General features: G+C 63.8%; 20 protein-coding genes. 9 read left to right on the forward strand and 11 right to left on the reverse strand.

Annotated features, from left to right (window positions below):
- Nucleotides 1–13: 13 nt before the first annotated feature.
- Nucleotides 14–1,123, reverse strand: a complete 1,110-nt coding sequence (locus tag ACRQHG_RS08010; RefSeq protein WP_435719920.1) for a hypothetical protein — start codon at nt 1,121–1,123, stop codon at nt 14–16.
- Between the two features lie 130 nt (nt 1,124–1,253).
- Here ACRQHG_RS08010 and ACRQHG_RS08015 point away from each other — a divergent pair, with 130 nt between their 5' ends.
- Both ACRQHG_RS08015 and ACRQHG_RS08020 read left to right on the forward strand, forming a co-directional pair.
- Nucleotides 1,254–2,195: a nucleoside hydrolase gene (locus ACRQHG_RS08015; RefSeq protein WP_435718485.1), complete on the forward strand. Its 942-nt coding sequence runs from the start codon at nt 1,254–1,256 to the stop codon at nt 2,193–2,195.
- Between the two features lie 2 nt (nt 2,196–2,197).
- Nucleotides 2,198–3,607 carry an MFS transporter gene (locus ACRQHG_RS08020; RefSeq protein ID WP_435718480.1) on the forward strand — a complete coding sequence of 470 codons (1,410 nt, stop codon included), beginning with the start codon at nt 2,198–2,200 and terminating at the stop codon, nt 3,605–3,607.
- 47 nt (nt 3,608–3,654) lie between these two features.
- On the opposite strand, the gene ACRQHG_RS08025 is transcribed toward ACRQHG_RS08020, so the two are convergent.
- Nucleotides 3,655–4,401 (reverse strand): hypothetical protein, encoded by a 747-nt coding sequence (locus ACRQHG_RS08025; protein ID WP_435718478.1) that lies wholly within the window; start codon nt 4,399–4,401, stop codon nt 3,655–3,657.
- Between the two features lie 315 nt (nt 4,402–4,716).
- Here ACRQHG_RS08025 and ACRQHG_RS08030 point away from each other — a divergent pair, with 315 nt between their 5' ends.
- Nucleotides 4,717–6,090: a class II fumarate hydratase gene (locus ACRQHG_RS08030; protein WP_435718484.1), complete on the forward strand. Its 1,374-nt coding sequence runs from the start codon at nt 4,717–4,719 to the stop codon at nt 6,088–6,090.
- Nucleotides 6,091–6,123: 33 nt separating this feature from the next.
- Here ACRQHG_RS08030 and ACRQHG_RS08035 read toward each other — a convergent pair whose 3' ends face one another.
- From ACRQHG_RS08035 to ACRQHG_RS08065, 7 genes are all read right to left on the reverse strand, one after another.
- Nucleotides 6,124–7,146, reverse strand: a complete 1,023-nt coding sequence (locus ACRQHG_RS08035; RefSeq protein ID WP_435718477.1) for an SGNH/GDSL hydrolase family protein — start codon at nt 7,144–7,146, stop codon at nt 6,124–6,126.
- Nucleotides 7,147–7,713, reverse strand: a complete 567-nt coding sequence (locus ACRQHG_RS08040; protein WP_435718476.1) for a dihydrofolate reductase — start codon at nt 7,711–7,713, stop codon at nt 7,147–7,149.
- 9 nt (nt 7,714–7,722) lie between these two features.
- Nucleotides 7,723–8,523: a thymidylate synthase gene (locus tag ACRQHG_RS08045; protein WP_087069792.1), complete on the reverse strand. Its 801-nt coding sequence runs from the start codon at nt 8,521–8,523 to the stop codon at nt 7,723–7,725.
- A gap of 111 nt (nt 8,524–8,634) precedes the next feature.
- Nucleotides 8,635–9,093 (reverse strand): DUF2505 domain-containing protein, encoded by a 459-nt coding sequence (locus tag ACRQHG_RS08050; protein WP_435718475.1) that lies wholly within the window; start codon nt 9,091–9,093, stop codon nt 8,635–8,637.
- A 94-nt stretch (nt 9,094–9,187) separates the two neighbouring features.
- Nucleotides 9,188–9,367 (reverse strand): helix-turn-helix domain-containing protein, encoded by a 180-nt coding sequence (locus ACRQHG_RS08055; RefSeq protein WP_435718474.1) that lies wholly within the window; start codon nt 9,365–9,367, stop codon nt 9,188–9,190.
- Nucleotides 9,368–9,453: 86 nt separating this feature from the next.
- Nucleotides 9,454–9,636: a hypothetical protein gene (locus tag ACRQHG_RS08060; protein ID WP_435718473.1), complete on the reverse strand. Its 183-nt coding sequence runs from the start codon at nt 9,634–9,636 to the stop codon at nt 9,454–9,456.
- On the reverse strand, nt 9,617–11,263 hold the full coding sequence (locus ACRQHG_RS08065; protein WP_435718472.1) for an amino acid permease: 1,647 nt from the start codon (nt 11,261–11,263) through the stop codon (nt 9,617–9,619). The genes ACRQHG_RS08060 and ACRQHG_RS08065 overlap by 20 nt, the downstream gene beginning before the upstream one ends.
- 150 nt (nt 11,264–11,413) lie before the next feature.
- On the opposite strand from ACRQHG_RS08065, the gene ACRQHG_RS08070 reads away from it, so the two are divergent.
- The gene (locus ACRQHG_RS08070) at nt 11,414–12,871 is read left to right on the forward strand and encodes a sensor histidine kinase (RefSeq protein WP_301575445.1); all 1,458 of its coding nucleotides are present in this window, start codon (nt 11,414–11,416) and stop codon (nt 12,869–12,871) included.
- A gap of 111 nt (nt 12,872–12,982) precedes the next feature.
- On the opposite strand, the gene ACRQHG_RS08075 is transcribed toward ACRQHG_RS08070, so the two are convergent.
- Nucleotides 12,983–13,243 carry a WhiB family transcriptional regulator gene (locus ACRQHG_RS08075; RefSeq protein ID WP_016441656.1) on the reverse strand — a complete coding sequence of 87 codons (261 nt, stop codon included), beginning with the start codon at nt 13,241–13,243 and terminating at the stop codon, nt 12,983–12,985.
- A 236-nt stretch (nt 13,244–13,479) separates the two neighbouring features.
- Between ACRQHG_RS08075 and ligA the strand changes: the two genes are divergently transcribed.
- A complete protein-coding gene (gene ligA / locus ACRQHG_RS08080) occupies nt 13,480–16,044 on the forward strand; it encodes an NAD-dependent DNA ligase LigA (RefSeq protein WP_435718471.1) in 2,565 nt (854 codons plus the stop codon).
- Between the two features lie 110 nt (nt 16,045–16,154).
- Here ligA and ACRQHG_RS08085 read toward each other — a convergent pair whose 3' ends face one another.
- Nucleotides 16,155–17,396: a phospholipase D-like domain-containing protein gene (locus tag ACRQHG_RS08085; protein ID WP_435718470.1), complete on the reverse strand. Its 1,242-nt coding sequence runs from the start codon at nt 17,394–17,396 to the stop codon at nt 16,155–16,157.
- An 80-nt stretch (nt 17,397–17,476) separates the two neighbouring features.
- Here ACRQHG_RS08085 and gatC point away from each other — a divergent pair, with 80 nt between their 5' ends.
- The 4 genes from gatC to ACRQHG_RS08105 all read left to right on the forward strand — a co-directional run bounded on the left by gatC (nt 17,477) and on the right by ACRQHG_RS08105 (nt 22,141).
- Nucleotides 17,477–17,773, forward strand: a complete 297-nt coding sequence (gene gatC, locus ACRQHG_RS08090) for an Asp-tRNA(Asn)/Glu-tRNA(Gln) amidotransferase subunit GatC (RefSeq protein ID WP_435718469.1) — start codon at nt 17,477–17,479, stop codon at nt 17,771–17,773.
- Nucleotides 17,774–19,303, forward strand: coding sequence for an Asp-tRNA(Asn)/Glu-tRNA(Gln) amidotransferase subunit GatA (gene gatA / locus ACRQHG_RS08095; protein ID WP_435718467.1), 1,530 nt, complete (start codon nt 17,774–17,776; stop codon nt 19,301–19,303).
- A 3-nt stretch (nt 19,304–19,306) separates the two neighbouring features.
- Nucleotides 19,307–20,806, forward strand: a complete 1,500-nt coding sequence (gene gatB / locus ACRQHG_RS08100) for an Asp-tRNA(Asn)/Glu-tRNA(Gln) amidotransferase subunit GatB (protein WP_435718466.1) — start codon at nt 19,307–19,309, stop codon at nt 20,804–20,806.
- 150 nt (nt 20,807–20,956) lie between these two features.
- Entirely contained in the window at nt 20,957–22,141 is a 1,185-nt protein-coding gene (locus ACRQHG_RS08105) for an NAD(P)-dependent malic enzyme (protein ID WP_435719921.1), read from the forward strand.
- Nucleotides 22,142–22,343: the final 202 nt, after the last annotated feature.

Genomic DNA, 22,343 nt, shown 5'->3' on the forward strand with positions numbered 1-22,343 from the left:
GCGGGGCTGGGGCTTATTCTGCCCGCAATACCTGCGCTACCCGCCGGGCGAGCTCGGGCATCTGGCCTGGGCAATAGCGTTGGTCGATGGGCAGGGCGAGGATATACGGCCAGTCCACGCTGCGGCTGAGGTGCGGCCAAAAAGCGGGGGTGTACACTCCGCGGGCGGCCAGGCGTTCGGGAATGCTAAGCGGGTTACGCATGGCGGGCCAGCTTGACGGTAGCGCGTCTAGACGGAGGGCGAGGGCGTAGGGTGCGCTGCTCTTTGAATTGCTACTGTTGGCCGCGCCGTTTATAGCCCCGCCGTTCATAGCCCGGCCACTTCCTTCGCCATCGCCGAAAAGCGCATCCGCCGGTACGCCCTCGCTGACCAAGGCCGCGCGCAAAGCCCGGGCATTAGCCCGCCGCCGCTCCAGCGCCGCCCCGACATCCAGGTGGCCAAGAATATCCCGGGCCGTCTCGCTCATCGGGCTCGGGATGAGAGCGGCATCGATAGCGGCCTCAGCTGCGCCGTCGTGCTCTTCCCCGCGCAATTGCAGCAGCCCGCACCGCGTCGCCTCGCGCGCCAACGCATTTTCCGCAGCCGCGGCGGGAAGCGCGGCGCCGAGCGCCCAGGCGCCGTCGGGAATCGGAAACCACTTCCGCAAAGACGCCACCGCATAACGCGTCGGAACCTTGTGTATGGTTGCGGCACTGAAGGGCGCGTGCGTGAGATCGGCGACGACGGCGCCACCGCGGCGCTCCCACCCCTCGAGCATGACGCGTAACTCGGGAGCGGGCCAGGCTCCGAAGGTGGTGGAGACGAGCACCGCACAGCGCTGCGGCTCAGTGAGGAGTTCGGCGAGGCGGGCCGGGGCGGGCAGGAGATCTGGGCCGACCTGAACCCAATGGACCCGGATGCCTTCCAGTTGGAAAGGCTCAATAGCGGTGGCACACAGGAATCCAGGCGCGACTAAGCTGCGGATGCCGCGGGCGGCGAGGGCCTGGGCGATGAGGCCGAGAGCCTGGCGCCCCGATTGCACCAGCACCGCACCGGGCGGAACCGGGAGTGCGCGCGGACCGGAGCGGGGCGGGAGAGAGGTGAATTCGCCGCCGAAGGTCAGCGCGGCAGAAAACACCATCATTATCCCTTTCATTAAAGAGCCCATAACCGGCTTTTGTTTCGTATACTCATGCTATCCGGCAAGGGTGCCGGGTGGTGATGACGGTCAGCACGAAGGCCTTGACCGAATCTAAGGAGGAACCACAATGAAAATGATTCTGGACCTGGACACCGGTGTTGATGATTGCCTGGCAATCACCTACGCTCTCGGCTCACCGGAAGTCGAATTAATTGGCATCACCGGCACCTATGGGAATGTCCTCCTGGAGACCGGGGTGAAAAACGATCTTGATCTCCTCGATCTTTTTGGGCATCCGGAGGTGCCGGTCTATCCGGGCATCCCGCACGCTCGCGAAAAGGACGGTTTTGAGGTCCTCGAGATTTCCGAATTCATTCACGGCAAGAACGGTATCGGGGAGATTGACATTCCAGCTTCGAATCGGGTAGCGGAAACCACGCCGGCACCCGAATTTATGGTGGAAGCGGTGCGTGAATACGGTAGCGACGTCGTTATTGTTGCCACCGGGCCCATGACCAACCTGGCTCGTGCTATTGAACTGGACCCCACGTTCAAAGATAATGCCCGCATCGTCATTATGGGCGGGGCGCTCACGGTTCCCGGGAATTGCAATGACGTGATGGAAGCGAATATTTCCCAGGACCCGGAGGCTGCTGATCTGCTCTTCCGCTCGGGTGCTCACGTCACGATGATCGGCCTGGATGTCACCTTGCAAACACTCCTCACCTACGAACACACCCAGCAGTGGCGAGATTTGGGAACTCCGGCGGCAACAGCCCTGGCTGATATTACCGATTTCTATATCAAGGCGTATGAAACCACCGCCCCACATCTGGGTGGTTGCGGCTTGCACGATCCGCTGGCGGTGGCCGTGGCGATTGATCCTTCGCTGGTCACGCTCTTCCCCTGCAATATCAAGGTTGATCTGCACGAACCGGTGCGCGGGCGCACGATCTGCGATGAGGAGCGGCTCAACGATCCGGTCAAGACCGCGGATGTGGCCATCGCGGTGGACGTGGAGCGTTTCCTCTCCGAGTTCATGTCCCGCATCACCTCGCTGTTGAAAGGCATCTGACCGTGAACGCGCGTGATCGATCTCAGGTTGATACCGCGGCTGCCGTGCGCACGCTGCCGCAACTCATCATTATTTTCATTACCTCAATTCTCACGATCCAGGGCTTCAACCTGGTTTTCCAAGACATCGGCGCGCAGCTCAATGCGGTCGAATATGCCCCGCTCATCACCTCAATTCCCGGCATCGTGCTGGGTATCGTGTGCGTGATTTACGGTTCGCTCGGTGATTTCGTTTCCCTGCGCAAAATGATGATGGTGGGCATTGTGCTCATCGTGATCGGCTCGGTACTGGGCCTGGTGGCATCCCGATCCTCCATCTGGGTGGTTATTATTGCTCGCGCGATTCAAACCGCGGGCACCCAGGTATCCGGCTCGGTCTACCTGGTGGTCACCACCAAGTATGTTCCCGGGGTAAAGAAGGTGCTGTATTTCGGTGTCTTCACCGCGGCCTACCAGTTCTCCACGGCCATCGGGGTACTGGCGGCCGGATGGCTCATCACCATGTCCTGGGTGTGGCTCTTCGCGATCCCGCTCATTTCGGTGATCTTCATCCCCACCCTGTGGCGGGGCCTCCCGGACGTTTCCGGACAGGCCCAGCGGATCGACGTTCCCGGGTTCCTGCTGGCCGGCGTTACGGTCACGGCCCTGGTCATGTACTTCAACTCGATGAACTGGCTTTACCTGGGCGCCTTCGCGGTGCTCCTGGCCCTCTTCATCATCTACATTTCCAAGGCCAAGAACCCCTTCGTCACCCCGGAGTTCTTCCAGAATCGCCGCTACCTCATGGCGGTTTCCCTGGTGCTGCTCTTCTACTTCGGTAATTACGCCATGACACCGCTCTTCAACCTCGCCGGTGGTATTTTCCACGGCAAGACGGCCCTGGAGATGGGCTTCGTGCTGCTCGCCGGTTACGTTGTTGCGACCGTCATGGGCGTGATGAGTGGCGCGATCGTGGCGAAAATCGGTAGTGGAATGGGCATTGTACTGGCGGGCGGATCCGCCGCTATCGGTGCTTTCCTCGCCGCGTTCACGGTGGATAAGGGCCTGTGGGGCATTATCGTTTCGGCGGTGTTCCTCTTCGGCGGCTTGGGCCTGGCCTACGCCCCGGTGGTGAATACCGTGATGGGAACCGTGGATGTGTCCGAATCGGGGCGCGCGGTGGGAATGAATGACCTGGCCATGAATATTTCGCCCTCGATTGGTATCGCGATTTTGGGCTCAATGATGCCGGCGGCTGCCCGCCCGGAAGGTGTGGCCGAGGCCCAGTATCTGGCCGATTCCGCGCACAGCCTCACGCTGCTCTTCATTATCGTGGGTGCTACGTGCCTGGCGGGGGTGCTGGCTTTCTTCGCTTTCCGCCGCCAGCTTTTCCCTGCTGATGGGTGGGGAAAGGTCACGAGCGAGGAGGCGTAGCCCCTTCGCACGGCACCGCTAGGTGCGTAATTCTTATAGCGTGATTCTTATAAAAGAATAATGAGCAGAGCAATACCCAGCGCTGCCGCGAGTCCGCCCATCCCGAGGCTCAGGTAGCGCTGGGTTTGCGCGTGGGATTGCGCCTCGCTCAGCTCCTCCTGCGCCTCGGCCAGCTCATCCTCGCTGGTCTCCAGCTGGGTGCGGGTGGCGGCCAACTGCGCCCGCACCTCGCGCAGCTGCACCTCAAGGGTGCTGATCTGGCTGGTATAACGTTCCTCATGCGCGGCCGACGTGCGCGCCGAATCCACAGTCAGGCGCGCCTCCCGAGCCCGCCCCGCCGCCTCGAGGGCCGCGTAGCGCCGTCGTTCTTCTTCCACCTGCTGCTCTAAACCGCGCACGCGCGCAACCAGGCGGGCCGCGCGCCGCATCGCGTCCTCGCTGCGGGCCTGCGCGGTCACGGCACTCTGCTCCACGCCCGAGGCATAGACCACGCCCGCCTCCAATTCTTTTTCACGACGACGCAAATCCGCCACCAGGCCCTCCAGCTCGGCTACGCGGGTCTGGAGAGTGGCCGCCTCCGCGCGGGCACCCTCATGCTCGCGGCGCAGCTGGGAATTTTCGGCATTCAGCTGGGAATTTTCCGTGCGCAGCTTCTCGCACTCGGCGTGCAGCCGGTCGCGTTCTTCCCGGAGCGCTGCTTTTTCCGTGGTGGCAGAGGTGGCGGGCGCCGAGGCGCGTTTGCCGCGCGCGGGAGTATCAAGTGCCCGAGAACCGCGCCGTCGCTCCGTAGCCATGACCCTCCTTCGTCCGCGCTTGACTTTACCTAATAAACATAGCGCGCGCAGATCTTCGCGGCCCGCCCGCGGCCGGCTTTCCAGGCCAAATACCGCGAGCGTGAGCGATGCCACTTCAGTGGCGTGGGCGAGGGGGCGCAGGGCGAGCGTGGGTGGCGTGCGCGGCGGCGCGGGCAAGTAGGCGGAGGCAGCGCGCACGTAGCAGGCGCTACCCTTGGAATCATGACAAAGGATCAGCTTACCGGCGCGGCCGGCACCGCCGCCGCAACGCAGCCCGCCGCCGCAGCTCAGCTCACCCGCACGGAAACGGATTCGATGGGCCCGATCGAGGTGCCCGCCGCGCACTATTGGGGCGCGCAGACCGCCCGCTCGCTCCAGCATTTCCCCATCGGCGGAGAACGCTACACCTGGGGCGGCCCCCTCATCCACGCCTTTGGGCTACTCAAAGGCGCTGCCGCCCGCGCGAATGCCGAACTCGGGGTGCTCGATCCGCAGCTCGCCTCCCTTATCACCGCGGCAGCCAGCGAGGTAGCTGAAGGTGTGCTCGACGCGGAATTCCCGCTCAAGGTGTTCCAGACCGGTTCGGGCACCCAAACGAATATGAACGTCAATGAGGTGATTGCCGCCCGCGCGAATGAGATCGCCACCGGCCAGCGCGGCGGGAAAAGCCCGGTGCACCCCAATGACCACGTCAATAAGGGCCAGTCCTCAAATGATGCCTTCCCCACCGCGATGTATGTGGCGGTGGCTCGGGAAACGCACCGCCACCTCATCCCGGCGGTGGAGGCTCTGGCGGCCACGTTCCGCGCTCGCGCGAGCCAGTTCCCGGATGTGGTGATGGTGGGGCGCACCCATCTGCAGGACGCCACCCCGATCCGCTGGGATCAGGTGGTGGGTTCGTGGGCGGCGCAATTGGAGGGCGCGCTCGCGGGGGTGCGGGCAGCCGCGGCGGGCCTGTACCGGGTGGCGCTGGGCGGGACCGCGGTGGGCACCGGCCTGAATTCGCATCCGCGTTTCGCGGCGCGGGTCTGCGAGCTGCTTGAGGAGGCGACCGGTTTGCCGTTCCGCCCCGCGGATGATCTTCCCGCGGCGCTGGCTGCCCACGATGACCTCGTGGCGTTTTCGGCGAGCCTGCGCACTCTGGCCGCCGCCGCCATGAAGATCGCGAACGATATTCGCTGGTATGCCTCCGGCCCGCGCGCCGGCATCGGCGAAATCGTGATCCCCGATAACGAGCCGGGCTCCTCGATCATGCCGGGCAAGGTGAATCCGACCCAGGCGGAGGCCCTCACCCAGGTTTGCGTCGCGGTTTTCGGGTATGACGCCGCGGTGGCTTTCGCCGGCTCGCAGGGCAATTTCCAGCTCAACGTCTACAAACCGGTCATGGTGTTTTCGGTGCTGGAGGCACTGCGCCTCCTCGGCGACGCCCTGCGCACCTTCGAACGTTTCTGCGCGGCCGGCATCACCCCGCGCGAGGACGTCATCGCCGCGCACCTGGACCGCAATCTCATGCTGGTCACCGCACTCGCTCCTCATATTGGGTACGACGCCGCAGCCACGTTGGCGCGCGCCGCTCAGGCCAGCGGGGCGTCGCTGCGGGAGGTCGCGCTTGCTTCGGGGCAGGTCAGCGCGGCTGATTTTGACACGTGGGTGAATCCGGCGGCTATGACCGAACCGGAAGCGAGCTAGGTGCGCGGCACGACAGGTTGAGCCGGCGCGCCGTTAGGGCGTGACCGGTGTGGTTTCGGGGACGGCGAAGCCGGCTTGGGCGAGGAGCTCGCGCAGGTAGGCGTGTATTTCGCGGTACCCGCGCGCGGTGGGATGCATCCAGGCCCGAATATCCGTGGAGGTGAAGGGGGAGACGAGCCAGGTTTCTTCACTATCGTCACTGTCGTCACTGCCGCGGAAGGTGTGGGCACGCGGTTCGTGCCCGGCGAATAATGCCCGGGTGGAGGCGAAGAGGAAACGGTCAGATCCGGTTTCTTTCCGCATCTGGACGATGACGCGTTCTTGCATGGCATCCGCGGCGTCCTGGAGTTGGGTGAGGGCAGCCCCGGCATCATAGCTTTCCACGACCGGTGGGATGAGGTAGGAGTGTTCCGCGAAGAGCCGCGGATAGCCCACCAGGATAGCGGTGGCTTGGCCGTGGGAGGCGGTATCAATGGAGCGCAGGATACCGAGGGTGGCTTCTTCGATAGCCGGGAGGGCTGCGGTGGCTGTGTTCATGGCTTCTTCGCAGCTGTTCGGGGTGCGGAGCACGAAGCAGGAGCTGATGATCTGGGTGAAGTTGGCGTCGTTGCCGCCGGCGGTGAGGAAAACGACCGAGGTGGCCGGGGTGACGGCACTAACTTGTTCGGCGATATCGGATGTTCGTGCCCCGGAGCACGAGGCGTCGGTGTAGCTGGCGCCGAGTTCGCGCGCGAGCGGGGCGGAGTAGTTATCGGGGGAGCGCCGGCAGGTATCTTCTTCGTAGGTGCCGGCCCCGTTGCCGGAGGAAAAGGAATCACCGAGCTGCACGATGGTGGTGATGGGCCGCGGAGTGGGAGATGGCGGCCCGCCCGCTTTACCGGTGGGAGTGCAGGCCGCGCAGCTGAGCGCCACGGCGGCAAGGCCGGCAGCGGCCCGCGCGGTGCGTGCGCGAAAGGCGAGCGAAGTGCCGGCCTGAACCCGGCCGGAGCGAGACCGCCCGGCCCGCGCGGTGCGCGCGCTGCCTAGCCCGCGGCGCACAGCACCCACACGCGGCATTTAGGCCACCTGCCAGGCCGCATCCGAGGTAGCAGGAAGTAGATCCTCCGGGATAGCAACACCGGGGCGAGCCCAGACTTCGTACCGGTAGCGCAGCCCGGTACGCGAGGTGTGCCAGCAGTCATGAGCGGCTCCCGGTGAGCAGAGCCGCAGCTCCCATTCCGGGGTGATTGCGGGCGCGAAAATATCGGCATCTACATCGGCATCGATAACGGTGCGGATAAGTACCTGGGAGCAGTCCCGGGTTTCGGCATAGACTCCGGCGCCTCCGCATACCCAGGCGGCATCCGCCCCGGTAGCGCGGGCCAACGTGAACGCCTCCTCAAGATTCGCGGCCAGCTGCGCACCGGGAACCTCGAAATCCTCCTGGGTGCTCACCACGATGGTGGGGGAGTGTGGCATGGGCCGCCGCCCCGCAGAAATCCAGGTTTTCCGCCCCATAATAACGGGCCGCCCGCGCACCGCCGCCCGGAAAAAGGCCGAATCTTCCGGAACATTCCAGGGCAGCCGCAAGCCTTTCGCGAGGGCGTGATCACGGGCTTCCGCCCAGATTTGTGCAATGAGCATGGCTTCCTCCTAGACCGAGACCGCGCCGGTGAGCTTGGGGTGGTGCTGGTAGCCCTGGGTGGCCGAAATATCATCCATCTCATAGGAGAAGAGGGAATCGGCTTTGCGCAGCTCCAGGGTGGGGAAGGGGTAGGGTTCACGCGAAATCTGTTCGCGCACCTGATCAAGATGGTTGAGGTAGATATGGCAATCCCCGCCCGTCCACACAAAATCACCGACATCCAGGCCGACCTGCTGGGCAATCATATGGGTGAGGAGAGAATACGAGGCAATATTGAAAGGCACCCCGAGGAACATATCCGCACTGCGCTGGTAGAGCTGGCAGGACAGCTTGCCATCGGCTACATAGAACTGGAAGAACGCATGGCAGGGCTGGAGCGCCATCTTATCCAGATCAGCCACATTCCACGCGGAAACGATCATGCGCCGCGAATCCGGGTTGCTGCGCAGGGTTTCCAGGAGCTGGGAGATCTGATCGATATGCCGGCCATCCGGCGCGGGCCAGCTACGCCACTGGTAGCCGTAGACCGGGCCGAGCTCACCATGTTCATCAGCCCATTCATCCCAAATGGTGATGCCATTACGCTGCAACCACTCAATATTGGTAGAGCCGCGCAAGAACCACAGCAGTTCCCCCTTGATAGGCTTCATGGCCACGAACTTGGTGGTGATACGCGGGAAACCATCAGCCAGGTGGTAGCGCAGCTGGCGCCCGAAGACAGAGAGGGTACCCGTGCCGGTGCGGTCCCCCTTGCGAGTCCCATTGGCGAGGATATCGGCAAGCAGATCTTCATATTGGCGATTAATCATGAACCCATCCTACGTGGCTATTACGACAGAAAAACTGGCTCCGAAAAAGCTACCCGGCTAAGCCGCTTCGGCAAGGCCTCCCCGGGAAGGACAGCATGCCGAGCGAGCATCCTAGCCCTGCGCGATGATCTCGCGGATAAGCGCGGCGTCGCGCTCCACCACTTTCGCGGCGTACTGGGCCACCTTCTCTTCAATTTTCTTGCCGACGAAAGGAATGGAGACCCGCACCTCACCGGTGACCGTGACGGTGGCCGGCCCGGGGCCGGAAACCTGGAAATCGGCGCTGGCGTGGACGGGAAGTTTGGCTTCCAGCTGCGCTGCGACGTCGTTCCCACTGCGGGTGAACACGATACTGGCCGCTAAACCGGAAGAAAGGAAACGCCGCGCCTGCGTGGGAAGCTGGTCGGCGCTGACCTGCACCGTCATGACCGCACGCTCGGCGCCGGGCGTGAAGGAAGACGGTTGCGTGTGGAGCGCGGCGAGGCGGCGGTTGGCGAGTTCTTCGGACATGAGGACGGTGGCGACGGCGCTCGCGGGGGCGCTGATCTCGTAGCTATGGGAAAACTGCATGGCTGTATTTTCCCGCATGGGTGCGGCACGAGGGAAGCTCGGCCGGGTTTTTCAGCGCAGAGCCGGAGAGGCGGGGGCGTGGCGCGCGGAATGGTTACTCAGCGTCGAGGTCTCGCACGTTGTATTCGATGGCGACGCCGATAGCTACCGCGTAGGAATGCAACTCTTGCAAAGTGGGGTTGATACCCCGGCCTTCCAATTCATCGATTCGCTCCGCTGTGGTACCAAGGCGCCGGGCAACAAGTTCTTGAGAGATGCCCTTGCTTTCACGCATGTTGCTTAGCGTGTCAATGAACTGGCGATTTCGGCGGGCTTGCTCATATGAGCGTTGCGTAACTTCGGGAAGGAAGTCCATGGTTGTTACCTCACAGTCTCTTTCCGAGTCAGCAACCCGTACGCAATTTCAACACCGCCAATCACCAGCAGCAGTGCCCACGGCACCCACCAGCCGCGCTGGAGAATGATGGTGAGAAGAAGGAGGAGGCCGGCAGCAATAGAGCTCGCCCCGGCCCACATCCAGCGTTTAGTTTTCGCTGACTCCATTAGTTGTAGCTCCTTGGCTCCCGGTCGCGGCATTACGCGCAGCCTCGGTACCACGCGCAGCTTCGATGCCTCGTGCAGCTGCGGTGCCTTGCGTGGCCTCGGTACCACGCGCAGCTTCGTCGCCATGCGAGGCTGCGGCACCCCGCGCCGCTTCCTCACCGGCCAGATCGCGCGGCGCGGGCAGCCCGCGCACCCGATCCAGAAAAACATAGATAAGAAGAAGGATACCCAGATAGGGCAGCCCGGCATACCAGGCTACCGGCATGAGCCAGAAGAGCGCCACAAAAATAGCCAGGCAGCCGGCCATGACGGCCAGATTCGTCACCGGGGCGCCCCAGAGGCGAGCCGGTGGGAGCTCGAGTCCCAGCTGCTTGCGGCGTCGTCGAAAAGCAATATGAGTGGCCATCACTAAAGCCCAGGTGAGCAGGGTCCCGACCGTAGCGCAGCCGTACAAATACGAGAAGCCGGCCTGCGGGGAGGTGAGCGCCAAAATACAGGCGACCACCATTCCCACCATCGCCAAAGTCACCGCACCGCGCGGGGTGCCCTTCGGGGTGGTGCGCGCGGCAAAAGCGGGGGCCATACGGTCGGTCGCCAGCGCGTGAATCATACGCGAGGAGGTGTACAGGCACCCGTTCGCCGCGCTCAGCGCCGCCACCAGCAGCACCGCGTTCATAATATGCCCGGCGGCGGGAATCGCGGCGGCGTCCAGCGCGTGCACGAAAGGCGATTGGGAAGTATCGTGGAGCGGCTCGGCGGTGACCGTCCACGGCTGCATCGCCACCACCACCGCAATCGCCCCCACGTAGAAGAGCAGCAGCCGCCAAATCATGGTGTGCGCGGCGCGCGGAATATCGTAACGGGGATTTCCCGATTCCGCGGCCGTGACCGAGACCGTTTCAATCCCGCCGAAAGAAAAAACCGCCATGCACGCGGCAATGAAAACCGAGCCGGCGCCCAGCGGCATAAAACCGCCGTGCTCGGTGAGATTGACCAGCCCCACCGGCTCGCTCGCGGGCAGCCCCACAAAAATAATAATGAGACCCAGCAGAATAAAAACCGAAATGGCCGCCACTTTAATCATGGAGAACCAGTATTCCGCGGTGCCGTACAGCCGCACCGTGGCCATATTCAGCCCCACAATAAAAAGGGAGCAGGCCACCGTACCCACCGCGCTATTGAGCTGGGGCAGCCAGTGCTGGAGGTATTTCGCGCCGGCCGTCACCTCCGCGCCCACCGCCACAATATAGGTGACCGCCAGATTCCAGCGCGTCACAAAAGCCCCCAGGTTCCCCAGATAAGCCCCCGCGATGGTGCCGTGCCCGCCGGGAACGGGATGCGCGCTGACCATTTCCGCCAGCGCCCACACCACCGACAGCGCCAGCAGCCCGGCCAGCGCGTAAGAAATAATCGTGGCCGGCCCGGCCAGCGAAATCGTGGCACCCGCCCCGAGGAACAGCCCCGTGCCCAGCGCCCCGGATAGCGCAATCATCGCGATTTGCGGGGAGGTGAGACTGCGCGCCAGCGCGGTATGGTGCGAGGTGGCGCGGGTACGTGCGTTGGTGCGGTTAGCGGCGCTGCGCGTGCGGGCCCGGGCGCCGGGCGAAGCGTGGTGGCGTGCGGCCATGCGGGCTTCCCTTCGTGGATAGAACGACGGCGCAGCGCGGCGCCGCCCCACCCGGCCTCCACCGCCGGCGCAGCCCGGCCCTCGCACTGCCGTGAATATAACTAACGCGGAACTACTAGTGTACTCGCGCGAGCGACTACTCTTAGGGGTATGCCATCTCTCGGTCATATCTTGGAACGGTCCCAAACGCTCTCCGCTTCGCAACGCGAATGGTTGCATCAGCTGGTGGGGGACTGGCAGTTACTCTCCGATTTTTCCTTCGCGGACCTCGTGCTGGTTACCCCGCTCCAGGATGAACGCTTCATTATTGCGGCGGCCTGCCGCCCGGCCACCAATGCCACCGCGCTCGATAATGACGTGGTCAATATGACCTTCGATCCGGCCGATTCGGAGAAATTCCGGGAGATTATTGCCACCGGGCAGCGCGGCACCGTTTATATTCACGGTCTGCGTTACGAAGGCTACCCGGTGCGCCGGGCCGGTGAGGATCCCTTCGCGGTTCTCGCCCTGGTGTATTCCCAGCGTTCGCGCAAAGAAACGGTGCTGCGGCATTCTTCCTACGAGGAAATTGAAGAGCAGCTCCTCGATATGGTCACCCAGGGGCTTTTCCCCCTGGAAGGCACCCCGAGCGGTTTCCGCCACGGTGCCCCGCGCGTCACGGATGGCTTCACCCATATCGATGCCGACGGCGCGGTGATTTTCAATAGCCCGAATGCGGTGTCTAATCTGCACCGCCTCGGGATTCGTTCCACTTTCGAAGGCCAGCTGCTCGCCGAGCAAATTACCTCGAGTATTGACGCGGAAACCCGCCTGGATGATGCGCTGCCGGTGGTGCTGCTCGGGCGCGCCCCGTGGATGACGGAGCTCGAATTGCGCGGGGCGGTGCTCTCCCTGCGCGCGGTGCCGCTGTGGAAGGACGGCAAGCACGTGGGCGCGGTGGTGCTTTCGCGTGATATTAGCGAGCTGCGCCGGCGCGAATTGGAACTGGTCAGCAAAGACACCACGATCCGCGAAATCAACCACCGCGTCAAAAATAATTTGCAGACCGTATCGGCATTGCTACGGATGCAGGCGCGCCGCGCCGACGATAAAAAGGTGATCGAGGTGCTCTCCGAAGCGCAGCGCCGCGTGGAAACCATCGCCCTCGTCCACCAAATCCTCTCCCAAACCGTGGACGAAATCGTGGACTTTTCCGAGGTTCTCACCCCGCTGATCACCATGGCCACCGATATTGCCTCCACGGATGTGCGTGTTTCTTCTGAGGTGCGCGGCGAATTCGGGATGGTGGACGCCAATACCGCCACCCGCCTGGCCGTTGTCCTCAACGAACTGGTCTCCAACGCGGTGGAGCACGGCCTGCCGCACGGCGGGCATATTGTGGTGAGCGCGGACCGCGAAGGGGACGTCCTCACGGTGCAGGTGAGCGACGACGGCGTAGGCGTGCCCACCACCGGCGTCAAGCAGGGCCTGGGCACCCGGATTGTGCGCACCATGGTGGAAGGCGAATTGCACGGCACCATTAAATGGGAGGCGCGGGAAGGCGGGGGTACCACCGTCACGCTCACGATTAATGTGACGGCTGGGTTGCCGCCCACGGATGAAAAATAGTTTCCGTTCCCGGCGCGCGTAAAAATTAAGTACGAGGACGCAGAGCGCTAAGTACGACGACGCAGCCCACGCGCAAAGCACGTGGGCTGGTAGGGTTTGGGCCGGTTCGCCTTAGGAAGCAAGTTCGCGCACTCGGCGGGCGCGGGCGGTGCGGCGGCGCAGCCGGCGGCGTTCATCTTCGGAGGTGCCACCCCATACGCCTGAATCCTGGTTGTGTTCAAGGGCGTAATTCAAGCAGTCGTCACGGACGGTACATTCCTGGCATACCCGCTTGGCCCGATCCGTTTGGGCCAGGGCCGAGGCCGAACTACCAATCGGGAAGAAAAGCTCCGGGTCTTCCGTCAGGCACGCGGCACGCGAACGCCAATCCATGAATCCTCCTTTTCCCCGCCAGCGCGGGGCATTCCCGCCTCTGCGGGATATAGCCGTATGTGAGACCCATATATCTTTGCAAAGAGCGCAGCCGCGGTAAAGAGCCCACCGGTGTGATATTTCAACGCCCGTCCTTTCCGGGCTACTCACTTGTTATTCCAGGCTTAAACGACTATGGGGTGGCCCGCCGCGCGCTGGGGGTTTGAGGTGACCCGGCGGTGAGGGACAATAGGGGCATGAGCATTGACGAGGCCCGCCGCCGTTGGAATGAGATTGCCCCCACGCTAACCCGCGCGCAGATCGCCTACCATTCCGGGGCCGATCCGCTCATGACGGATGACCACTACGACCGCCTCATTCACGAGCTGCGCGATCTGGAAGCACGCTACCCGGAGCTCGCGGCACCGGATTCCCCCAGCCGCGCCGTCGGGGCACCGGTGCTGGATACCGGAGCAGCAGATGTTTATGCCACGGCACCCCTACCAGAACCTGAGGTACTTGGTAAGGTTTTGGTTCCCAAGATACTTGAGCTAGAAGTTCCAGAAGCCCAGCCCTTCGCGCCGGTACGGCACCGCGAACGCCTCTACTCCCTCCAGGATGTCTTTTCCCTCGAGGATCTGCGCGCCTGGTACGCCGCGCTCCCGGGAGTAGCTGGGGAATCCGGCGCCGCCGTCACCGCGGAAGCAAAAATCGACGGCCTCGCGATCAACCTGCGCTACGACAACGGCGCGCTCACCGTGGCCGCCACCCGCGGGGACGGCGTGACCGGGGAAGATGTCACCCGCAATATCGCCACCATCGCCGCCATTCCGCAGCGCCTGCGCGGCAGCGATATTCCGGAGGTCATGGAAGTACGCGGGGAAGTCTTCTTCCCCCTCGCCGATTTCGCCCAGTTCAATACCGAGCAGCGCGAGCGTCGCGAAGCAGCCGAACGCGAGCGCGTGGCCGCGGAACAGGCCGGGGATACCGCAGCGGTGCGCGAAGCCAACCGCATCATCCGCTCCTGCCGCGAATTCGCCAACCCGCGCAATGCCGCGGCCGGCTCACTGCGCCAAAAAGACCCGGCCGTCACCGCCTCCCGCCCGCTCTCCTTTATTGCCCACGGCATCGGGGCGCTCGCGGGCGTACCGGCCTCCCTGGCCGAAGCACTCTCCACCCAGGCCGGCGTATACGAAGCATTCGCACGCTGGGGCCTGCCCATTTCCCCCTACACCAAACTCGTTTCAAACTGGGAGGATATCGAGGCCTTCGTGGCAGACCTGGCCACCCACCGCTACGATCTCATCCACGGGATTGACGGCGCCGTCCTCAAAGTCAATAACCGCGCGGCGCAGGCCGGGCTCGGCTACACCTCCCGCGTCCCGCGCTGGGCCATCGCCTATAAATACCCGCCCGAAGAAGTGGAAACCACCCTCCTGGATATCCAGGTCAATGTGGGCCGCACCGGGCGCGCCACCCCCTACGCCATTATGGAACCCGTGCTCGTAGACGGCTCGGTCGTCACCCAAGCCACCCTCCACAACCGCGAAGAGGTAGCCCGCAAAGGCGTGCGCATCGGCGACGTCGTGATCGTGCGCAAAGCCGGGGATGTTATCCCCGAAGTGGTCGGCCCGGTCCTCCTCGAGCGCGACGGCACCGAACGCGAATGGGTCATGCCGCGCGCCTGCCCCTCCTGCGGGGCCACCCTCGCCCCCGCCCAGGAAGGCGATGTGGATATGCGCTGCCCCAATGCGCAATCCTGCCCCGCCCAACTGGCCGAACGCGTGGTCCATATCGGCTCACGCGGGGCGCTAGACGTGGAAGCCCTCGGCGAAGAAACTGCCCTCTGGCTCACCAACCCGGATGCCCGGCGCCGCGAAGCACTCATCGCGCTCGCTAGCGGCCACCGCCTGGAAATCGAAGGTGCGGACGGGCGCAAAAAAACCCTGCGTCTCGCGCGTGAAACGGCACGCGACCTGGGTATTGTGGATGGCGACGGCGCCATCCTCGACTCCGAGGTGATTATCCCGCCCGCGGTGGCCCGCAGCCTGGGCGTTCCCGAACCCCAAGAACCGGTGCTCCACAGCGAAGCCGGACTTTTCGCGGTACAAGCCGCGGACGTAGCCACCACCTGGGTATGGAAAGAAATACGCAACGCCGGCCAACCCACCGGCGACTACCGCTACGTGCGCGCCGCCTGGACCAAACCCACGTGGGGAAGCAGCGCCGGTCAGCGCGTCATCACCAAAGAAAGCGAACCCGGTAAAGCCCTTCTCACCATGCTCACCGAGCTGGAAAAGGCTCGCGGCAAAGAACTCTGGCGCAAACTTGTAGCACTCTCCATCCGGCACGTCGGCCCCACCGCGGCCCGCGCGCTCGCGGCGGCTTTCCCGGATCTGGAGCAGCTGCGCGCCGCTTCCGTGGAGGAACTCTCCGCGGTAGATGGCGTGGGGGAGATTATCGCCCGCTCCTTTAAGGAATGGTTCGAGGTGCCCTGGCATCTGGACATTATTGAGCGGTGGGAAGCCGCCGGGGTAGTTTTCGCCGATGATACCGCGGCCGCGGAGCAGGTTCCCCAAACGCTGGCGGGCATGACCATTGTGGCCACCGGTTCCCTGGAGGGCTACACCCGCGATTCGGTCAAGGAAGCGATCCTCACGCACGGCGGGAAAGCGGCCGGCTCGGTCTCTAAGAAAACCACCGCGGTGGTGGTGGGGGAGAACGCCGGGTCGAAAGCCGCCAAGGCCGAAGAACTCGGTATCCCGCGCCTGAGCGAGGCCGAATTCACCGAGCTGCTGCGCACCGGCCAGCTGCCCGCATAGAACTAAACAACGCAAAAACCGAAGGCCGCACAGTAGCGACGCGGCGGGACGGCGCTGCGGCGTCGTACCCGTTGCGGCCGTGCGCGCCCCGTGCCACTACACCAGCGCGGCTATAGCAGCGGCGCCAGCGGAGCCATGACCTTTTCGGTCACCCGCGCGAGCGTGCCGCGCTGATCCCATTCTCCCAGGGTGAGCTCGCGGGTATTCCGCAGGTCGAATTCGAAAATCTTCTCCATAACGGCCGCGAAACCGGCATCGTGAATCGACATATTAATTTCGAAATTCCCCCGCAGGGACAGCCGGTCAATATTCGCGGTCCCCACGGTGGACCAGGTGGAATCCATCGTCATGGTTTTCGCGTGAATCATGGCGTCCTGGTAGAGGAAAATCCGCACCCCGGCGCGCAGCAGCCGTTCGTAATGCGGCCGCCCCACCCAATCCGTATAAATGTGATTGGAGTACTGCGGGATAAGAATCCGCACGTCCACGCCACGTTCGGCCGCGTCGGTCAGCGCGTCGAGCATGGGCGCATCCGGAATGAAATACCCCATGGTGATCCAGGCCCGCTGCGAGGAGCGCGCCAGCGCATCCAAATACAGCGAAGAAATAGGATAAGTATTATGCGCCGGGGAATTCGTAACCGCCCGCATGCGCGAATCCCAATGGTGGGTGAGGGCGCGGCGCAGGGTGGGATGATCGCGCTTGCGGTAGGCGTTCCACATATCCACAAAAGCCACGTCCAGCTCCCACACCGAGGGGCCTTCCACGCGCAGGTGGGTATCGCGCCATTCCGTCACGTACAGGCCGCCAATATTGTAGCCACCCACGTAGCCGACGCGCCCGTCCACCGTCAAAATTTTGCGGTGATCGCGCCCTTTATCGCGCGAACGCCCGGTCAAAATACCGGTGCGCACCAGCGGGAAATTCATCCAGTGCAGATTCGCGATCCGCGGCGGATGCCGGAACGAGGGCGGCTGATTGAGATTCCCCCAGGTGTCCAGCAGCACATGCACCTGCACCCCGCGGTGCGCGGCCGCGATAAGCGCGTCGCGGAAACGGTGCCCCACATGGTCCGCTTTGACAATAAACCACTCGAAATAAATATGATCCCGCGCATTATTAATATCGGCGAGCATCGCGCGGTACACATCCGCGGCGCCCGTATACAAGATCGCGTGGTCGCGCCCGAGCTGCACCTCTTGCGGGGGCAGATGCGGATAAGAACTGACCGGTGGGGTGCGGCGTTTGCGCATTTCATCTACAACGACGACGGCGCCCGCGGCGGCCAAAGGCGCCGCGGCCGCGAGCATACCCGCCGTGCGCAGCACCCGGCGCGAAGTCCACTCAGTCATAGCGCCAATTGTAGACGCTCCCCGGTTCTCACTAATCCGCGCGTGCGCCATCGCGCGGTGCAACCGCGTAGACTTGAGCCATGTCGTCATTTTCTAAGGAAGAGGTAGCGCGCTTAGCGGACCTATCCCGCATCGCCCTGACGGATGCCGAGGCCGAAAAAATGGCCGGTGAGCTTTCCGTCATCGAGGATGCAGTGAAGGCGGTATCCGAAGTTGTTAACCCGGATATTCCCTTTACTTACAATCCGCTCCCGCTGGCCAATGTTAAACGCCCCGATATTCCGGGGGAAACCCTTGATCGTGAGGAAGTCCTCGCCGCGGCCCCGGCCGCCGAAGAAGGTAAATTCCTCGTCCCGCGCATTATGGGGGAGGAATAAATGAATAGCTTGTTGCTCAAGTCCGCCGCGGAGCTTTCCGCGCTGCTGCGCGCGGGGGAGATCACCTCCGTGGAACTCACCACCGCCTGCCTGGATCGCATCGAGGCGCTCAACCCCAAGGTGAACGCTTTCCTGTACGTAGATCGGGAGGGTGCCCTGGAAGTGGCCCGCGGGGTGGATGCCGCCCGCGCGGAAGGCCAGGAACTCCACCCGCTGGCCGGTATTCCTATCGCGGTGAAGGACAATATTTGCACCCGCGGGATCCCCACCACGGCGGCGTCGAAAATCTTGGAAGGGTGGCGCCCGCCGTACGATGCGAGCGTCGTCGTAAAAATTAAAGAAGCCCGGCTCCCTATCGTGGGCAAAACCAATATGGACGAATTCGCGATGGGGTCCTCCACGGAGCATTCCGCTTTTGGGCCCTCGCGCAACCCCTGGGATCTGGACCGGATTCCGGGCGGTTCGGGCGGCGGTAGCGCCGCGGCCGTCGGCGCGTTTATGGTGCCGCTCGCCCTCGGTTCCGATACCGGCGGGTCGATCCGCCAGCCCGCCGCGGTCACCGGAACGGTGGGAACGAAACCCACCTACGGGGCGGTGTCCCGTTTCGGTTTGATCGCTATGGCGTCCTCGCTGGACCAGATCGGGCCGGTTGCCCGTACCGTGGAAGATGCCGCGCTGCTCCAGGAGCTGCTCAGCGGGCACGATCCCCACGATTCCACTTCGCTTCCCGATACTCCTTCCGGCCTGGTGGCGGCCTGCCACGGCGAAGCCGGCAGCTGGGACGGTGCCGGAAGCGATCCGGAGCGCCCGCTCGCGGGCCTCAAGGTGGGGCTCGTGGAAGAAATGCACGGGGAGGGCTACGCGCCCGGCGTGCTCGAGGCTTTCGAAAACGCGGTGGCGCGCATGCGCGAACTCGGCGCGGAAACGGTGGAGCTTTCCTGCCCCAGTTTCCACTATTCGCTGGCCGCCTACTACCTCATTATGCCCGCCGAAGTTTCCTCCAACCTGGCCCGTTTCGACGGGATGCGCTACGGCCTGCGGGTGGAACCCGAAGAAGGGCCTGTCACCGCGGAAACCGTGATGCGCGCTACCCGCGCGGCCGGTTTCGGTGAGGAAGTCAAGCGCCGCATTATCCTGGGCACCCACGTGCTCTCCGCCGGGAACTTCGATGCCTTCTACGGCGCGGCGCTGCGGGTCCGCACCCTGGTTCAGCGTGATCTGGAGCAGGCGTTCTCCCGGTGCCACGTGATCGTATCGCCCACCTCGCCCACGGTGGCCTTCCCCTTCGGCTCGAAAACGAACGACCCGCTGGCCATGTACCTCAACGACATCGCCACCATTCCCGCCAACCTGGCCGGAATCCCGGGTATTTCGCTGCCGGCCGGGCTCTCGGAAGGGCTGCCGGTGGGCTTGCAAATTCTCAGCCCGGCCCGGGCGGACGCCCTCATGTACCGGGTGGCCGCGGCCATCAACGCCGCGCTCGGCCACAACGTCCCCGCTGCCTGCCCCGCGCGGGATTGGGAGGAATAAAGCATGGATGAACTCATGAATTACGAGGACGCCGTCGCGCGTTTCGACCCGGTAATCGGTTTGGAAGTGCACGTGGAGCTGTCCACACACACCAAGATTTTCGACGCCGCACCCGTGGCTTTCGGTGCGGAACCCAATACCGATGTGCAGCCGGTTTCTCTCGGGCTTCCCGGTTCGCTCCCGGTGGTCAATGAGGCAGCGGTGGAATACGCGGTGAAGCTGGGCCTGGCCCTCCATTCCCGTATTAACGAGCTCTCGCGTTTCGAACGCAAGAACTACTTCTACCCGGATCTGCCCAAGGCCTACCAGATCACCCAGAACGCTCAGCCGATTATCCTGGGCGGCTACCTGGATATCGAGCTGGCCGACGGCACTCCCTACCGTTTCCCCATTGAACACGCGCATCTAGAAGAAGACGCCGGGAAGAACACCCACGTGGGTGGGGCCGATGGGCGCCTCCAGGGGGCGCGCTATTCGCTGGTGGATTACAACCGTTCCGGGGTGCCGCTTATTGAGATCGTTTCCGATCCGGCTACCGGGGTGGGGAAGAACGCCCCGGAGATCGCCGGTGCGTACGTGCGCGGGATCCGCGAACTGGTGCGGGCGCTCGGCATTTCCGAGGGGCGCATGGAGCGCGGCAATATCCGCGCGGACGTCAATGTGTCCCTGCGGGAAAGCCCGGATGCTCCTTTCGGCACCCGCACCGAAACGAAGAATGTCAATTCTTTCCGCGGCATTGAAAACACCATTCGCTACGAGATTTCCCGCCAGGCCGCCATCCTGGCCGCCGGCGGCACGATTCTCCAGGAAACACGCCATTACAAGGAAGAAATCCAGGGCACCATTGCCGGGCGCGTGAAGTCCGACGCGGATGACTACCGCTACTTCCCCGAACCGGATCTGGTTCCGGTGATCTGCACTCCCGCGTACGTGGAGGAGGTGCGCGCGGGGCTGCCCGAACTGCCGGCCGCGAAGCGCGCCCGTATCACCGAGGAATGGGAGCTTTCCCCGGAGGAATTGCGCGATCTTATCAACGCCGGCGCCGTGGATCTGGTGGATGCCACCGTTCGGGCCGGGGCAACGCCCGCCGGAGCCCGCAAATGGTGGATGGGCGATATCGCCCGCTACGCCAAGGATAACGACGTCGAACTCGAGGACGCCCCCATTACCCCGGAGGCGGTTGCCGAGCTGGACGGCCTGGTCCAGAGCGGGCGCCTCAATGACAAGTTGGGCCGCCAGGCGCTGGCGGGAGTCCTAGCCGGGGAAGGCAGCCCGGAGGAGGTTGTTGCCGCGCGCAATCTGGAGATCGTTTCCGATAGCGGGGCCCTGGAGAAGGCCGTGGACGAAGCCCTGGCTGCCAACCCTGACGTCGTCGAAAAAATTCGCGGCGGAAAGGTGCAGGCCGCCGGCGCCATTATCGGTGCCGTCATGAAGGCGACCCACGGTAAGGCCGACGCCGGTGCCGTGCGCGCCCTCATTATGGAGCGCGCCGCGGCAGAATAAAGCGGCGGGGGTCAAGCGGCTCGATAAAGGCGTGGCGGTCAATGGGCCGGCCCGATAGAGCCGCGGCAGTGCACCGGACGAAACCGGGCATATCTCGTGAAGGAGGCGCAGGTGGCGCGAACACAAGCAGGGACAGAGCAACAATCTGACGTGGCATCGCCTTCGGGTGAAGCCCAGCAGTTCGCGCCACCTCCCTCCCAAAGCGAGATTTTTGCGGCCCATGAAGGCGGCAAATTAGAAACCCACGCGACGGCCGCCATCGAGAACCGCGAGGACCTGGCCCGGGTGTATACGCCCGGGGTGGCGAAAGTCTGCGAAGCGATTCACGCCCAGCCGGAACTGGCCCGCCGCTACACGGTGAAATCCAATACCGTGGCCGTGGTGACAGACGGCACCGCGGTGCTCGGCCTGGGCGATATCGGGCCGCTGGCCTCCCTCCCCGTTATGGAGGGGAAGGCCGCGCTCTTCAAGCGTTTCGCCGGCGTGGATGCCTGGCCGGTGCCCCTGGCCACCACCGGTACCGAGGAAATCATCGCGGCGGTGCGCGCCATCGCCCCCGCGTATGCCGGTATCAATCTGGAAGATATCTCCGCCCCGCGCTGCTTCGAAATCGAGAAACGCCTGCGCGCGGAACTTGATATCCCGGTATTCCACGACGACCAGCACGGTACCGCCGTTGTGGTGCTGGCCGCCCTCATCACCGCGCTGCGCGTGGTTGGGAAAAAACCAGCAGACGCACGCGTGGTGGTATGCGGAATCGGCGCTGCCGGCACCGCGATTATTCGCTTACTACTGGAATACGGGGTACGGGACATCATTGCCGTGGACCGCGCCGGCACGCTCGGTCCCTTCCGCAGCGAAATCAACCCCGGTCACGCCTGGGTTGCGGGCCGTACCAATCCCCGGCAGATCGACGGCGATGTGCGTGCGGCCTTGCAGGGTGCGGATGTGTTCATTGGCGTTTCCGGCCCTAATATTCTCGACGGCGCAGCTCTGGACACCATGGCCAAAGATGCCATCGTTTTCGCCCTGGCCAATCCCACCCCGGAAATCGCTCCCGAAATCGCGCGCGAGCACGCCGCGGTGGTGGCAACTGGCCGTTCGGACTACCCGAATCAGATCAATAACGTGCTGGCTTTCCCCGGGATCTTCCGTGGTTTGCTTGACGCTCATGCCACCGAGGTCAGTGACACGATGCTGCTGGCCGCGGCTAAGGCCCTTGCTGATCTAGTAGGGGAGGATGCCAATCCGGATTACATCATCGTTTCCGCCTTCGACGAGCGGGCTGCCGCCGCGGTGGCGCAGGCGGTTCGCGAGAGTGTGGCGGTGGCCTAGGAGACTCAGCCCGGTTCTCTCGGGTGTGTGGTGGGTGTCTCTTTGGTTTGATTTGCGTCTAGCGGGCCGGGCTTGTAAGCTTGTTATCCGTCGCCGAGAGCCGGAAACGCCTCAAAGCGACACCAAATCCTCGTGATTATGTTCTAGTCCACAGGCTTCCTGGTTTGTAAAGAACCGGGCCATGGTGGTAGGCTAACGGGGT

Origin of the sequence: Actinotignum vesiculae, from assembly GCF_051267215.1 — a bacterium.
GTDB classification, from domain to species: domain Bacteria; phylum Actinomycetota; class Actinomycetes; order Actinomycetales; family Actinomycetaceae; genus Actinotignum; species Actinotignum schaalii.

What these genes read in the sequence shown, in the direction of transcription:
- ACRQHG_RS08010 (WP_435719920.1), bottom strand. Translation starts at nt 1,123, where the DNA reads ATGATGGTGTTTTCTGCCGCGCTGACCTTCGGCGGCGAATTCACCTCT.
- ACRQHG_RS08015 (WP_435718485.1), top strand. Translation starts at nt 1,254, where the DNA reads ATGATTCTGGACCTGGACACCGGTGTTGATGATTGCCTGGCAATCACC.
- ACRQHG_RS08025 (WP_435718478.1), bottom strand. Translation starts at nt 4,401, where the DNA reads ATGGCTACGGAGCGACGGCGCGGTTCTCGGGCACTTGATACTCCCGCG.
- ACRQHG_RS08030 (WP_435718484.1), top strand. Translation starts at nt 4,717, where the DNA reads ATGGGCCCGATCGAGGTGCCCGCCGCGCACTATTGGGGCGCGCAGACC.
- ACRQHG_RS08035 (WP_435718477.1), bottom strand. Translation starts at nt 7,146, where the DNA reads ATGCCGCGTGTGGGTGCTGTGCGCCGCGGGCTAGGCAGCGCGCGCACC.
- ACRQHG_RS08040 (WP_435718476.1), bottom strand. Translation starts at nt 7,713, where the DNA reads ATGCTCATTGCACAAATCTGGGCGGAAGCCCGTGATCACGCCCTCGCG.
- ACRQHG_RS08045 (WP_087069792.1), bottom strand. Translation starts at nt 8,523, where the DNA reads ATGATTAATCGCCAATATGAAGATCTGCTTGCCGATATCCTCGCCAAT.
- ACRQHG_RS08050 (WP_435718475.1), bottom strand. Translation starts at nt 9,093, where the DNA reads ATGCAGTTTTCCCATAGCTACGAGATCAGCGCCCCCGCGAGCGCCGTC.
- ACRQHG_RS08055 (WP_435718474.1), bottom strand. Translation starts at nt 9,367, where the DNA reads ATGCGTGAAAGCAAGGGCATCTCTCAAGAACTTGTTGCCCGGCGCCTT.
- ACRQHG_RS08060 (WP_435718473.1), bottom strand. Translation starts at nt 9,636, where the DNA reads ATGGAGTCAGCGAAAACTAAACGCTGGATGTGGGCCGGGGCGAGCTCT.
- ACRQHG_RS08065 (WP_435718472.1), bottom strand. Translation starts at nt 11,263, where the DNA reads ATGGCCGCACGCCACCACGCTTCGCCCGGCGCCCGGGCCCGCACGCGC.
- ACRQHG_RS08070 (WP_301575445.1), top strand. Translation starts at nt 11,414, where the DNA reads ATGCCATCTCTCGGTCATATCTTGGAACGGTCCCAAACGCTCTCCGCT.
- ACRQHG_RS08075 (WP_016441656.1), bottom strand. Translation starts at nt 13,243, where the DNA reads ATGGATTGGCGTTCGCGTGCCGCGTGCCTGACGGAAGACCCGGAGCTT.
- ligA (WP_435718471.1), top strand. Translation starts at nt 13,480, where the DNA reads ATGAGCATTGACGAGGCCCGCCGCCGTTGGAATGAGATTGCCCCCACG.
- ACRQHG_RS08085 (WP_435718470.1), bottom strand. Translation starts at nt 17,396, where the DNA reads ATGACTGAGTGGACTTCGCGCCGGGTGCTGCGCACGGCGGGTATGCTC.
- gatC (WP_435718469.1), top strand. Translation starts at nt 17,477, where the DNA reads ATGTCGTCATTTTCTAAGGAAGAGGTAGCGCGCTTAGCGGACCTATCC.
- gatA (WP_435718467.1), top strand. Translation starts at nt 17,774, where the DNA reads ATGAATAGCTTGTTGCTCAAGTCCGCCGCGGAGCTTTCCGCGCTGCTG.
- gatB (WP_435718466.1), top strand. Translation starts at nt 19,307, where the DNA reads ATGGATGAACTCATGAATTACGAGGACGCCGTCGCGCGTTTCGACCCG.